Annotated in this window: 11 protein-coding genes; 2 read left to right on the top strand and 9 right to left on the bottom strand. The window is 48.3% G+C overall.

Annotated features, from left to right (window positions below; genetic code table 11):
• Nucleotides 1–73: 73 nt before the first annotated feature.
• The 8 genes from PHE17_RS11855 to PHE17_RS11820 all read right to left on the bottom strand — a co-directional run bounded on the left by PHE17_RS11855 (nucleotide 74) and on the right by PHE17_RS11820 (nucleotide 8,883).
• Nucleotides 74–502, bottom strand: a complete 429-nt coding sequence (locus tag PHE17_RS11855; protein ID WP_301016070.1) for a type II toxin-antitoxin system VapC family toxin — start codon at nucleotides 500–502, stop codon at nucleotides 74–76.
• Nucleotides 499–753: a type II toxin-antitoxin system Phd/YefM family antitoxin gene (locus tag PHE17_RS11850; RefSeq protein WP_301016069.1), complete on the bottom strand. Its 255-nt coding sequence runs from the start codon at nucleotides 751–753 to the stop codon at nucleotides 499–501. The genes PHE17_RS11855 and PHE17_RS11850 overlap by 4 nt, the downstream gene beginning before the upstream one ends.
• Before the next feature lie 481 nt (nucleotides 754–1,234).
• Entirely contained in the window at nucleotides 1,235–1,909 is a 675-nt protein-coding gene (locus PHE17_RS11845; protein WP_301016068.1) for a hypothetical protein, read from the bottom strand.
• A complete protein-coding gene (locus PHE17_RS11840; RefSeq protein WP_301016067.1) occupies nucleotides 1,896–2,459 on the bottom strand; it encodes a toll/interleukin-1 receptor domain-containing protein in 564 nt (187 codons plus the stop codon). Before PHE17_RS11840 ends, PHE17_RS11845 begins: the two co-directional genes overlap by 14 nt.
• 137 nt (nucleotides 2,460–2,596) lie before the next feature.
• On the bottom strand, nucleotides 2,597–3,526 hold the full coding sequence (locus PHE17_RS11835; protein WP_301016066.1) for a hypothetical protein: 930 nt from the start codon (nucleotides 3,524–3,526) through the stop codon (nucleotides 2,597–2,599).
• Between the two features lie 144 nt (nucleotides 3,527–3,670).
• Nucleotides 3,671–4,699, bottom strand: a complete 1,029-nt coding sequence (locus PHE17_RS11830; RefSeq protein ID WP_301016065.1) for a DUF2806 domain-containing protein — start codon at nucleotides 4,697–4,699, stop codon at nucleotides 3,671–3,673.
• A gap of 312 nt (nucleotides 4,700–5,011) precedes the next feature.
• Nucleotides 5,012–8,536 (bottom strand): DNA polymerase III subunit alpha, encoded by a 3,525-nt coding sequence (dnaE, locus tag PHE17_RS11825; RefSeq protein WP_301016064.1) that lies wholly within the window; start codon nucleotides 8,534–8,536, stop codon nucleotides 5,012–5,014.
• A complete protein-coding gene (locus PHE17_RS11820; RefSeq protein WP_363320110.1) occupies nucleotides 8,533–8,883 on the bottom strand; it encodes a nucleotide pyrophosphohydrolase in 351 nt (116 codons plus the stop codon). Before PHE17_RS11820 ends, dnaE begins: the two co-directional genes overlap by 4 nt.
• 76 nt (nucleotides 8,884–8,959) lie before the next feature.
• Between PHE17_RS11820 and PHE17_RS11815 the strand changes: the two genes are divergently transcribed.
• Nucleotides 8,960–9,496: a hypothetical protein gene (locus PHE17_RS11815; RefSeq protein WP_301016062.1), complete on the top strand. Its 537-nt coding sequence runs from the start codon at nucleotides 8,960–8,962 to the stop codon at nucleotides 9,494–9,496.
• On the opposite strand, the gene PHE17_RS11810 is transcribed toward PHE17_RS11815, so the two are convergent.
• Nucleotides 9,497–11,851: a sugar-binding protein gene (locus PHE17_RS11810; protein WP_301016061.1), complete on the bottom strand. Its 2,355-nt coding sequence runs from the start codon at nucleotides 11,849–11,851 to the stop codon at nucleotides 9,497–9,499.
• 140 nt (nucleotides 11,852–11,991) lie between these two features.
• Here PHE17_RS11810 and PHE17_RS11805 point away from each other — a divergent pair, with 140 nt between their 5' ends.
• A complete protein-coding gene (locus PHE17_RS11805) occupies nucleotides 11,992–13,302 on the top strand; it encodes a VWA-like domain-containing protein (protein WP_301016060.1) in 1,311 nt (436 codons plus the stop codon).

Here is a 13,302-nt window from a genome sequence, read left to right as displayed (position 1 = left end):
CTGAGTTTGACTCCTCACGTAAGTGAGAAACCGGTTGGCGGCTTGCCTGAACAACAAGCCGCTTTTTTTCGTATTATTCTTTGTATTCCCAAGGGTTGAATAGCTCTGCTGTACTTTGCTCCATGTCTGAGGTGTTTCTTGTGGCTACTGTACAGTTATAAGTGAGTCCTGATACGGCTATAAGCCCATCTAGAGTTGGCATTGTTCTACCAGCCAGTTCTGCCAAACCTTGAATAGAACCCCAGTTAGAAACAACTTTCAAGTCAATGGGGATAATTCGGTTTTCAAAGCGTTTTTTTAAGTCTTCTTCGACCCATATCTTTAATTTTTTCTTTCTATTTTCATCAGGGTCTTTTTGAATGCCTTTTTGTATTTCACCAAACGTCAGTATGCTTAAAAATAGATTGGCTTCATCTTGAGCCTGCAACCATGAAATGACATTTTTATTGGGTTCTCTCTTTATGACCTCAGAGATAACACAAGTGTCCAGCAAGTATTTCATAACTCAATATTTCTTGGCATATCTTTGTTTCTTGAAAAATCAAGGTCACTTTCTGCCAAAGGCGAGTTTTTGAGGAAAGTTACTAAATCATCCTTTGGTTTAATAAATTTTACATAATCTTCAAATGAAAGAATAACGACAGCATTGTTCCCATGTTTAGTTACAAACTGAGGTCTGTGGTGTATTGCACTATCAACTAATTGGCTAAATTTGCTTTTTGCATCTTGGAGTTGCCATATGTTCTGTTCCATTGTTCCAACCTCAAATCAAACTGGACAGACTAGACAGTATTTTCTTTTCCGAATCTTGTCAAGTGTATGAGGAATCTATGTGCAGATACTGTCGATGTCCATACAACTCATTTGCCACCACATCACGGATCACGGAAGCCAGCCGTACACTCCGCAACTCAATCAGAGGTCAATATCAGTGTCCACTAATGGGCGAGCCGATTGCGCAGGGTTTCCGTATCTGCCACTGAATCGCGAAATCCCAATCGCTGTCCGAGCGATGCTTGCCCGTAGCGCGACTACCGACCAGCGCAGCAAGCTACAGTTCGGGGAAATCCGCGAATAAACGTTGCATCTGGAGAATTTATTGATCAATTATAATAATATTCTGTAAATCTTCGATGTCGTCTTTTCTATCACCAACGTCTAACATGACGGGCGCGGCGGGGAGTAAATTGGGCGAAGTTGCGGGCTGTCACCGCGTCCGTCGTCGAATGATTTGTTAGCTATGTGCCTCTTCTGTTTGTGGTATTAAGCCATGTTCTTGCCCAATTGACATGGCAAGCAGAACAATATTTGACCAAGGCTCATCTCCACCCCAAGCCTCTGATAAGCATTTCTTTCGTTCTATAAATTCTGGCAAAGCTTTAATGACTTCTTTTGGAGTCGAGGTTATTACCGCATCTGGTCTAGTCGCCAACCAAGACATGACTGCTGGAACTGCTGATTCAGGACTAACGTCGTACTGTTTAGGGTCATAACCGGCCATATCAGATACATATCTAACATATTGACTGTCTTTAGGAACAAGCAATAACCAATCATGATCACTACCAGATTCTTGGCCAAATTTTTGAGCCATGCATACGCCAAGTTCTAGTGGCATATTAAAGCGTGCCAAATTTTTATCTCCTTCACCTCTGCATCTGGAAAGATCATGGATTGAATACTTTGAGGCATAAATGGCTTGTGTTATACGATCCATTCTTGGTACAGAGGTTGACCCACTTTCTATTGCACTTCTTGGTAGAAAGCCACAGCATGTAGTAGAAAAAACAATTGCGTCGAATATTGAAGAATAGGCCGAATCAAAAGGGCAGTTAATGAATACGGATGTATTTCGCTCAAAACTTAAACATCCCATTCCAAAATGAATGCGGTGTTCAAGTTTGGTCATCTTTGGACTCCTTTTGATATTCTTTTTTTTCCTTTAATAATTTCTTAATATTGCGTATTCGCTCTTCTAGACGGTCAACCTCTAAATCGAACTCATTATCTATAAGGTCTTTTTTGTTGTAATTGAACCCGGATTTTTTGGTTTTTGTAAGTAGGTCGTTGATTAAGCTGTAATAAGATTCAGAGCCTTTTAAATTATATGATTGATACTGACATAAAAAAGGAGGGGTTTTTGAATCTTCTAGCTTTATAGGAATAATGTTAATATTGGGACGTTTCCATTTTTCTTCACAGAGAGAAGTCCACTCTTTTTTGACCCATTCAGAAGAAAATGCTTTAGAGCTAATTAGAACTAATGCGAAATCACAAGATTCAATAGCATTTTCTATTTCAGAACGCCAATTTTGTCCAGCAGAAATATTCTCTTCATCTAACCATGTTTCAAGATTGTATTTTTTAAGTTCTTTAGCAATATCTTTTGCCCTGCCTGAATCATCGTTAGCATAAGAAATAAATATCTTTGGTTTGTCTTTTCTTGATTCTTTATTCATTGATTTACCATTTGTATAATTTATTTAAGAGTTCTGTATTGTAGAAAGCTAACGTCTGAATTAACGGGCGTGGCGGGGAGTAAGTCGTAAAAATCGAGGGCTCTCACCGCGTCCGTCGTCAAATGATTTGTTAGTGATCACCAGTTAAAACAAGAAGCCTTTTCTAGAGGACTTTTAATCATGTCCATTACTAGCGAATGTAATTTATTTGTTAATTCATTATCTGTTTTATTGAAATCTGAATCAATCTTACTCCAGGCAGAAAAAATCTCTGAATTTATATATGAACTTTTGTATTTATTCCAGTCATCTATGCTATATTCTGCTGGATTAATCAGTGCCGCCTCTGTAAAACATTGTTTAGCTTTGTCAATTTTATTTGATGTTAAATAAAATAGTGTCAAGCTATAGGCAATATCGGCTTTTTGATTTTTTATTTGACTTAAAACATATGCGTTAATTAATCGTTTTTCTATTGATTCTTTTTTATCTTTAAAAGATATTATTTTTGCTTCTATGCTTGCAAAGTGAAATTGCAAGCCCCAGTCTGAATTATTGTCAATTTCTTGAATTATTGCTTTTATATCTTGCTTTTCATTAATAAGCTTCCATAATTCTTGACCAAGCCATTCTCCATTAGGAGTAATGCCAGCTTCACTAATCAGCCATAAAGAGTTTTTTACTACATTTATTTTGAACTCCTTACTAATATATTTTTTATTTTCTTCGTCTGTCATTTTTATAATTAGTTCCGTCATTGTGTTGATTGCACCATTATAATCACCTGTATAACCTAAATTGACGGCGGTTGACAAATCATCAATATTACTAATTTGTTTGGTTGCAATTTTTGTTGCTTTTTCAGTAATGGTTGACTCAATAGCACTATAAGTCCAAACTGATCCGCCAATAAAAACTAACAGGATAGCCCAAGCTGCTGCCAGTGTATATAAAGCAAGATTACTATACAGTTCAAGTTTAAAAATGCTATTTTGTTGGGTTTCATTAATAGATTTAACTTCGTTTAGAATTAAACTCTTAACTTGATCAGTTAACTGGTCAGGCATGAAAATTTCTCTTCTTAATTTATCTTTAAATTTAGAAAGTTATAGATCGGTCTATCTCTCGCTAACGTCAACATGACGGGCGCGGCGGGGAGTAGACTGGACGATAGACGCGGGCTGTCACCGCGTCCGTCGTCGATGTTCTCGTTATGCTCTTAAATTCTCTGTAATATCAGTAAGCTTTAGATCAAGTGTATTAAAATAATCCGATAATGATGATATGTATTGATCATTAATTATAGTATCTACTATTGAATAAAGCTCTTTACCTACTTGACTCAATGCAACACCGGTGATTTTTAGTTCTATTTTTTCTTTTGCTTCAGGTGTTGGAATAAGTGCCCAATATCTTTTAGATATGGAAAATGGCAATATGGGCTGATTGAGCAAAATTGCCATATGATAGTTCATCCATGAATTGTAATCTGGAATTATTAGTCCATATTCATGCAAAAGATTTAAGTTGCTGAAGCTAAAGCCATAAGATTGCAAGTTATTACTACCCGCATTCCCCCCTAAAGAGCAAATGCGGGCATCAATAATATGCGAACTATTGTTAGTTGATGGCACTTGTAGAACCATACAGCATGAACAGAATTTAGCAAATAAGTTGGCTACCTCTGAGTTTAAATCACCAAGAGTTTTTAATGCTTTTATTGAATATGATTCTGGAGATTTTATCTCACCAGCCAAGATTCTAGCAAATAGTGTTTGCATTTCTTCTGTGCTTTTTTGTGATGCTTCTTTTTCAAAAGTATTTAACCAATCGTCACTAATTGTTTTTTCTTCACTTTGAGAAGTAGTATCCTCTTTTTCTTGGAATGATATTTGAATATCTTTGGTGGCTTTTGATGTAATTAAATCAAGATTCACCTGTTCTCGAATGATTTTTTGACCAAATTTTTTAACTGCCAGTTTTGCATATTCTGGATCAAACTCCATTTGAGCTGCAATTTGATTAGCACTTTTTTCAATTAATTTAATTCTAGCGTGTGTTTCAGCACGTCTTTCTGCGGCAATGCCATCAAGATAGGCGGCAGGAACTTCTATTGCCGAAGTGCAAAGTTGCCCCATGGCTTTAAAAAAGTTTTTCTTAATCGGTTCAGGTAATCCAATATCAGTAATGGCATTAGTCATGGCTTCAATGGGGCTTAAATCATTATTTTCAGTATTCAATGGTTATTACCTCTATATTAAGACACTAAATATAAAACGCATTGGCTCGATTCTTGGCATAACAGTTTGTTATACGGCGTTCAGGAATATCAGGCTATACAGCCTCCGATCAATCACTGAACACATGCCGCCTATTCAGTTCGCCCAGCGTTCCGTATAGCTTGGGATTAATCGGCAAGCACGCTACCGCCCTGATCTGCATTGACCCAAGATTAGATGAGCTGTTACAAAATCCCGACAAGCGGTAGAAATTTATGCTTGATTCTAACTTATGGGCAAAATTTATAGAAGCTGAATGGAGATGTTTTTTCATTAAAAAACAAGACTGACGTTTTCTTTTCCCAGCGTAACTCGCAATTCCCGCAAACTGTTATCATCCAGAGCCAGCGCCCATTGCCCGCCCAGCCGCAGTTCTGCTTTGGCTTGCGCATTGCTGTATTCGAGCGTGATGGGGAATTTCACTGCTTCGGTGGGTTTGAGGAATTTGCTTAACTCGCGCCATGCACCCGCTTGCACTTCTGCTGCATCCACGCGCAGTACCAATTTGCGCAGGAAGTTTTCACGCACGGCCTGCATATTGTGGGCTTTTTCAACCCGTAAACGGGTTTTGCCTGTGCGTTGGTCGGTGTCGAGTGTGCCTTCGAGCACAACACAGGCTTCTTTTTCCATCAAATGCCCGTACTGGGTGAAGGTGTCGGTGAAAATCATCACCTCGTAATAGGCGGTATTGTCGTCGAGTTGCACGAAGGCGCGTTTGCCGTTATCGGTGTGTTGGGTGCGCACGCTGCTGACCAACCCGGCGAGCATTACGGGTTCGCGGCGGTATTTGGTGGTGTCGTCTTCGGCGATGTCCGCGAGCTTTTTGCGCTTACTCAGCCCGGCGATTTCTTCCTTGTATTCATCGAGCGGATGCCCGGTGAGATAGAGGCCGAGGGTTTCCTTTTCCAAACGCAGGCGTTCTTTTTCGGCGAATTCTGGGCGCGGCGGCATGGTGGTGTCGGATGCATTTTCCTGTACACCGCTGAATAAACCGCCGAACAGGTCGGATTGCCCCGTGCCTTGGTTGCGGTTGTATTGTTCCGCCATGCGCATGGCTTCGGGGAGGAATTCGAGCATCGCGCGGCGCGTACCGCCCAGCGAGTCAAATGCGCCGGATTTGATCAGGGTTTCCAACACGCGGCGGTTGACCTTTTGCGAGCTGGAACGTTTGCACAGGTCGGCGAGTGACTGGAATGCGCCATCTTTGCGGCGGATTTCGACCAATACGCTCAGTGCCGCTTCCCCCGCCCCTTTGACTGCGCCGAGGCCGTAAATGATGCGGTTTTGCTCATCCACCGTGAACTGGTATTCGGAACGGTTGATGTCCGGCGGCAATACCTGCAAACCGAGTTGGCGGCAATCGTCCAGCAACGTCACCACTTTTTCGGTGTTGTCCATATCCGCTGACATGACCGCTGCCATGAACGCTGCCGGGTGGTGCGCTTTGAGCCATGCGGTTTGGAAGGCGACGAGGGCGTAGGCGGCTGAATGGGATTTGTTGAACCCGTATTCTGCGAATTTCTCCATTAAATCAAAGATATAGCCAGCCTGACTTTCATCAACATTATTATTGCGTGCACCATCCATAAAGATGGAACGCTGTTTCGCCATTTCCTCCGGCTTCTTTTTACCCATTGCGCGGCGCAGCATGTCCGCCCCACCCAACGTGTACTGGGCGAGGACTTGCGCAATCTGCATAACCTGTTCTTGGTAAACGATAACCCCGTAGGTCGGCTTGAGGATTTGCTCCAAACTGGGGTGCGGGTATTCGACCTTGGCGATACCTTTTTTCCGCGCAATAAAGTCGTCCACCATCCCCGACTGCAAAGGGCCGGGGCGGAACAGCGCCACCAATGCCACCACGTCTTCAAACACATCCGGTTGCAAGCGGCGGATCAGGTCTTTCATGCCGCGTGATTCAAGCTGGAATACCGCAGTGGTTTTTTGCGCCTTGAGCAGGTCGAACGAGGCTTTGTCATCTAGCGGGATGCGGTTGATGTCAACGGGTGGCAAACCTTTGGCGGCTTGCTTGCGGTTGATGGTTTGCAGCGCCCAGTCGATGATGGTGAGGTTGCGCAAGCCCAAAAAGTCGAACTTGACCAGCCCGATGTCTTCCACGTCGTTCTTGTCGAACTGCGACACCACGCCTTCGCCGTTTTCTTCGCAGTAGATCGGGGTGAAATCGGTCAAATCGGTCGGCGAAATCAGTACCCCACCCGCGTGTTTGCCGGTGTTGCGCGACAAGCCTTCCAATGAAATCGCCAAATCCAGCAGGGCTTTGACTTCCTCGTCGCGGTTATAGAGTTCGATCAGGTCAGGCGATACTAATTCGGAATCTTTCTCGGCTTTGGCGGTGCGCCCCAGCGCATCTTCCAGCGTAATGCCGATGGTGAACGGGATCAGTTTGGCGATGCGGTCAACGAAACCGTAGGGATGCCCCAGCACCCGCCCGACATCGCGCACTACCGCTTTCGCCGCCATCGAACCGTAGGTAATGATCTGCGAAACCTGATTGCGCCCGTAAGTCCGAGCGACATAATCAATCACCTTGTCGCGGTTATCCATGCAGAAGTCGATGTCGAAGTCGGGCATCGACACCCGTTCCGGGTTGAGGAAACGTTCAAACAGCAGGTCGTAAGCCAACGGGTCAAGGTCGGTAATCTTGAGCGCATACGCGACCAATGACCCCGCACCAGAACCACGCCCTGGCCCTACCGGAATGCCATTATCTTTTGCCCACTGGATGAAGTCGGCAACGATCAGGAAGTAACCGGGGAACCCCATTTTATTGATAACGCCAAGTTCGATTTTCAGGCGCTCATCATAGGGCTTACGCTTTTCGGCGAATCCCGGCGTGCCGCGTGGGAATTGTTCGCCGTAAAGGAAATCGAGGCGTTCTTCTAGCCCTTTTTCGCTAACTTGGCAGAAATAATCCGCTTCGGTCATGCCTTCTGGGATAGGGAATTGCGGCAGGTAGTTTTTGCCCAAGGTCAGCGAAACGTTACAGCGTTTGGCGATTTCGACCGTGTTGCTGATCGCGGAAGGGATGTCGGCGAACAGTTCCGCCATTTCCTCGGCAGTGCGTAGATATTGCTGCGGGCTGTAACGTTGGGGACGTTTGGGGTCAGCCAGCACGTAGCCGTCGCGGATACAGACCCGTGCTTCGTGGGAAGCAAAATCAGACGCGGCGGTGAAACGCACGTCATTGGTGGCGACCACCGGAATGTCGTGGGCAAGTGCGAGTTCGATGGCGGCGTGGATGTAGTCTTCTTCGCCATCGCGCCCGGTGCGTTGCAGCTCCAAATAGTAGCGCTCGGGAAACGCTTCCAACCATTCTTGCAGGCGCTTTTCGGCAAGTTCTTGGTTGCCAGAAAGCAGGGCTTGACCGATGTCACCTTCACGCCCACCGGAGAGCATGATTACACCTTCGCTGAATTCCTTGATCCACTCGCGGGGGACACGCGGGATGCCCAATACTTGCCCTTGCTGGTAGGCACGGGAAATCAGTTTGGTAAGGTTGCGGTAGCCCGTGTTGTTCTGGCACAGCAAGATGATGTGGAACAGCGCGTCGCTGCCCTGCTCGTCCGCCAGCAAAATGTCGATACCGAAAATGGGTTTGATGCCTGCACCCATCGCAGCTTTGTAGAACTTCACCAGCCCGAAGAAATTGTTTTGGTCGGTAATGGCGATGGCAGGCATACCTTTGCTGGCAGCGACTTTCATCAACGGCTTGATGCGGATGGTGCTATCGACCAGCGAGTATTCGGTGTGGAGGCGGAGGTGGACGAATTGGGTCATGCTTCCCCCTGCAACTCAGTGTATTTCTTCGCTGATCCCTTCGACAATTCCACCGGGTATTTCTTGCGGTTCTGCACCATCTTTTCCCGCACGGCTTCATCCAGATCAATGCCAAGATCAGCGCACAAATACGTCAGGTACGTTGCCACATCTGCCACTTCTTCCCGCAAGCGCGGCAGGATTTTTGCCAGCGCATCACCTTGGCGGTCTTCCCACTGGAACAGCTCCAACACTTCGCTGGCTTCCAACGAGAGTGAAATCGCAAGGTTGCGCGGGGTGTGGAACTGCGCCCAATCGCGTTCGGCGCGGAAGTGCATGAGTTCAGCCACAAGGTCTTTTGGCAGCATGATGTTGTCCTGTTGAATCGCAATAAGCATTATAATCCCCGAATGCGAACCTGACAGAATAAAAAGGATTGTCACTGTGCTGAAATTTCTTCCCGGCATCTTGCTGCTGCAAGCCATTACCGTGGCCTTAGTGTTGCTCGCACCTGCGAACTTGGTGGCGTGGGGCTGGCTGCGCTTACTCATTCCCGTGTTGATTGTCGGTTTACTGACCGCCTTTTGGTTTAATGCGAGCGCATCGCGCCACAACAAAGAGGAAATCAGCCGTCTGAAAGAGAGCCACGCGAAAGAGCGCGAAGCCATCCGCATCAATGCCGAACGCGCCAAAACCCGGCTGGTAAAACAAGCACACCAAGAAACCATCCAAGAAGTGCGGCGCTCATCTACCCAAGCCAATATCAAAGTGGGGCTGGCGTTTGCGGGCGCGGCAGGGTTGGGGGGCTTATTGTTACTGACGCAATTTATGACGCTGGGCTTGCTGACCCTAACCACCGCAGGCGGCGCATTAGGCGGTTACGTATTGCGCATCCGCCAAGAACGGGGCAAGTCACTTTTGCCACGCAACGCCCCCGTACAACCGCGCATCATTAACACGGCAGACAAAGCAGCGAAATGATCACCGCCCACTGAACAAAATCACACCCCACTGTTTCGGTTCGTTGGCAGCGTGGTTATCCGTTGCCACCCAACCAATTTTCTTGTCTCGCGACCCGCCATCGTCGTCATCATTAATCTCGACTTCTACCGCCACCCGGTTTTTGACCTGCGGCGCAATGCCGAACACTTTCCACGGAATCCACGCTTCCAGCAGGTAGCCATCCGGCGTTGAACGCATGTCAGTATTGATGCTGGCAAGCTGTTCGTCCGACACGGGCGCAGACCCCGCCCCCAGTACCGGATGTTCGAGGTTGCAGGCAAAGACCAAACGGAAATCATTTTTCCCATCCGGCTGCGCTACCCGACTATTGTCGGCATCAAGGAACAGCTCAATGGAATCGTCATCAGTTGGATCGACGGAATCATGCACAATTTTTTCGTCATAAACCCGCACGGTCAGGTAGAGGTATTCATCGTCCCACTTGCCTTGCCATTTGCCGAATGAATCGTGTTTTGCCCAGTCTTTGGTTTCCAGCAGCACATCCAAAGTACGCGGATTTTCCAGCATAAAGAAACGTTCGGGGTCGGCGGCAGGCCGCCATACAATTACCGGGTCGTCGGGGTTGCGCGGTTTGGTGGGGGGCAAAGGGTTTTCTTGCGGTTTGGCCTGCTGCTGTTCTTGCCACCATTGGGCACGGGCGGCGATGAACGACAATACCGCATCGTATTTATAGGCTTGTTCACGGGGTTGGCGGATATGCTCTTTCAAGCCCCAACAACCGTACCACTGGCAAGTACGTGGGGCAGAAAACAACATCAGCAGCTTGCCGCCGGATTGTTCCCAACCATGCAGGAACTCGCTATAGAGCTTGCCCATGCGTGGGTCACGGTTGGCAGCGAAAAATAGCGGGTTCGGATGCTGGTTGGCATCGCGCGTAACCCAATCCACCAGCCCTTGCCCGCCTTCATAACCGAGCAAGCTCACGCCAAATTGCTGCGCCAATTCCGCCTGTTTCTTCACCATCTTCAGCACTTCTGGCAAAGAACGGTAGGAATCTTCCGCCGTGGTCAGGTTGAAAATATCATCCACGGTACTGGATTCGCGGAAGCCTTTGGTATTGCCACCAAAATACGGCGCAATCGCCACCGCATCAACCTGCTGGTAGGTATTGTCGTAACTGAGTAATTTTTTGCTAATATCTGGGCGTGAATCCCAACTGCCCAGCACCCGCACGAACCGTTCCCGCCCACCGAAAACTTGTTCCCAAACCGCAAACACTTGCCGCGCACGGATGGTGTAATACTGGTAGCCCGCCTCCACCGCATTGATCCCCAGCCCCATTTCGATGCCTTTTTTCTGCACGTATTCGTTGTGGGAAAAGGTCGTGTTCCACGCTTCGTTGGTGTATTCCACGTAAACTTTCAGCTTGGGGTTGAGGTGGTCACGCACGTAGGCGGCAAACTGGCGTACATATTCATCATCTGCGGCGTGCGGCAAATTAAACCACGCATCCTTGTTCAAACGGTTGGCAAGATCGACCATGACTTCAACGGGCACACCCCGTGCCCCATACGTTCCGCCCCAGTTAGCCTCATCTTTACGCGGACGCTCTTGCCAGTGTTCAACCGGGTTGCGCGTGATCCCTGACATCCCCATGAAACGGATGGCTTTGAAATCCTTCATGAAATCTAGATAATCCGGGTTAAACACAATGCTGTCGTAATAGCGGGTAAAGGGCAAATAATCCCCGGCATTCCAACCACACTCACTGGCCTGCATCACCCATTTGAGCGGATTGCGCTGGCAAATCCCCCCCGGCGGCAGAATACGGATATTGCGCAAAGGGTTAGCAGGATCGGTTTGGGTAATCACCACGCTGGCATCCAACTGTGCATCTGCCCCTGCGTCAAAGCGGATCAGTTCGCTCCCCGGCGATTGCGATACCACCTTTACATCATGCCCGTAACGCAGTTTGCCCACCCCATCGTACAGCACCGTGTAATCGCCTTGCGGCAGTATATCGGGTGGCAGTTTACCCAAGAATTTCGTCCCCGCTTCACCGCCGTGCAAATCGGTAGGCCAGCCGTTGGCATCGTAAGTCACGTTTTCCGAATGCAGCCCCAGCACATTCTCCGCAAACGGGCTGGACACACGGAACAGGTCGATAAAGGGGATGCTGGCATCTTCGTAATGGATTTCGTTGGCGTTGATACCAATGGCTGACTGCTGGCTAACAGGCGGCAATGCCACTTGCCCCGGCTCACCCGGCGGTAAGGGCGGCAGGGTGAAATGGCGGTACGCATACAAGCCAAGTTGCGTCAGGAACAGCAACACGGCAAGGGTCAGAATGATAGGGAGAATTTTTCGCAACATTCGCACAGTTTAGGCTAGCCCTTTAGGTTTGCCAGTGTTTTTCCTCCAAACGGAAGGATTCTGCCTCCATTCTGCACCCATTTGCACCGTAGCACCGCAACCCCTACCATTGCCTTTTTCACACCACAGTACTGCACACCATGCCCGACTTTGACTTGCAAGCCATCGAAGACAAACTGACCGCTGCCCGCACCAAGCTGATCCTCGACAAGCCGTTCCTTGGCGCACTGGTGTTGCGCCTGCCCTTGCAAGCAGCAAACCCGGCATGGTGTCCCACCACAGGGACAGATGCCCGCAAGTTTTACTACAACCCCGAATACATACAGGAACTGCGCCCGGATGAAGCGCAATTTGTGCTTGCCCACGAAGCCTTGCACTGCGCCCTATCGCACTTTGCCCGCCGGGTGCATCGGGTCAAACACCGCTGGGATTTGGCTTGCGATTACGCCATCAACCCCATCCTAATCGACGACGGCCTCAAACCGCCGCCGGGCATCCTAAAAATGAAAGAATACGTCGGCATGAGCGCGGAGGAAATTTACCCGCTGATTGACGACAACGATATGTCCGAAACGCTGGATCAGCACTTGTATGACAAGGAGGATAACCCTGCCGAAGGTAGTCGTGATACTAGTGAAAATCCGTTGGATAACCGCGAGAGGCAGGAACAACCACCTCCTCCCAAAGACTCACCAAAAGAAACCCCTCCTAACCTCCCCTTATCAGGGGAGGGACAGGAAGGCACTGCACCTCTTAGCTCCTCCCCTGATAAGGGGAGGCTGGGAGGGGTTTTTCCTCCCCCACCCCTAACCCCACAAGAAGCCGAAGACCTCAGCACCCAATGGCAACAACGCCTTGCCGGAGCTGCCCAACAAGCGCAGCAAGCGGGCAAACTCAGCGGCGTGATGAAACGCTTGGTGGAAGAACTGCTGCAACCGCGCTTGCCGTGGCGCACGTTGCTGGCGCATTACATGACCGCCGTGGCACGCGATGATTACAGCTACACTCGCCCTTCTTCGCGGCGCGGCGACCCTGCGATTTTTCCCAGCCTCAAAAGCCACCAAATTAACGCAGTGGTGGCATTGGATGTGAGCGGTTCCGTCGGCAACAAGGAATTGCAAGATTGCCTGTCTGAAATCAATGCCATCAAGGGGCAAGTCCGCGCCGCTGTCACCATGATGGCCTGCGATTCCACCGTGGTAGAAGGTTTCCCACGCCGCTTCGAGCCGTGGGAAGAAGCCACACTACCCCAACAAATGCCCGGTGGCGGCACGACTGATTTCCGTCCGGTATTCGACTGGATCAGCACGCAAGACCAGCAGCCGGATATTTTGGTGTATTTCACCGATGCGCAAGGCTACTTCCCGCCAACCGCACCGAACTTCCCGGTTATCTGGCTAGTCAAAGGCAAATCACCCGTACCGTGGGGGACGCGGGTACAACTGAATTGA

Source organism: Thiothrix sp., from assembly GCF_028714775.1.
Classification (GTDB): Bacteria; Pseudomonadota; Gammaproteobacteria; order Thiotrichales; family Thiotrichaceae; genus Thiothrix.
Note: the sequence above shows the minus strand (reverse complement) of the source record. Positions and strands in the feature narration are given on the sequence as shown.

Coding starts and splice junctions, on each gene's coding strand:
- PHE17_RS11805 (WP_301016060.1), top strand. CDS start 11,992: ATGCCCGACTTTGACTTGCAAGCCATCGAAGACAAACTGACCGCTGCC.
- PHE17_RS11820 (WP_363320110.1), bottom strand. CDS start 8,883: ATGCTGCCAAAAGACCTTGTGGCTGAACTCATGCACTTCCGCGCCGAA.
- PHE17_RS11835 (WP_301016066.1), bottom strand. CDS start 3,526: ATGCCTGACCAGTTAACTGATCAAGTTAAGAGTTTAATTCTAAACGAA.
- PHE17_RS11850 (WP_301016069.1), bottom strand. CDS start 753: ATGGAACAGAACATATGGCAACTCCAAGATGCAAAAAGCAAATTTAGC.
- PHE17_RS11845 (WP_301016068.1), bottom strand. CDS start 1,909: ATGACCAAACTTGAACACCGCATTCATTTTGGAATGGGATGTTTAAGT.
- PHE17_RS11855 (WP_301016070.1), bottom strand. CDS start 502: ATGAAATACTTGCTGGACACTTGTGTTATCTCTGAGGTCATAAAGAGA.
- PHE17_RS11810 (WP_301016061.1), bottom strand. CDS start 11,851: ATGTTGCGAAAAATTCTCCCTATCATTCTGACCCTTGCCGTGTTGCTG.
- dnaE (WP_301016064.1), bottom strand. CDS start 8,536: ATGACCCAATTCGTCCACCTCCGCCTCCACACCGAATACTCGCTGGTC.
- PHE17_RS11840 (WP_301016067.1), bottom strand. CDS start 2,459: ATGAATAAAGAATCAAGAAAAGACAAACCAAAGATATTTATTTCTTAT.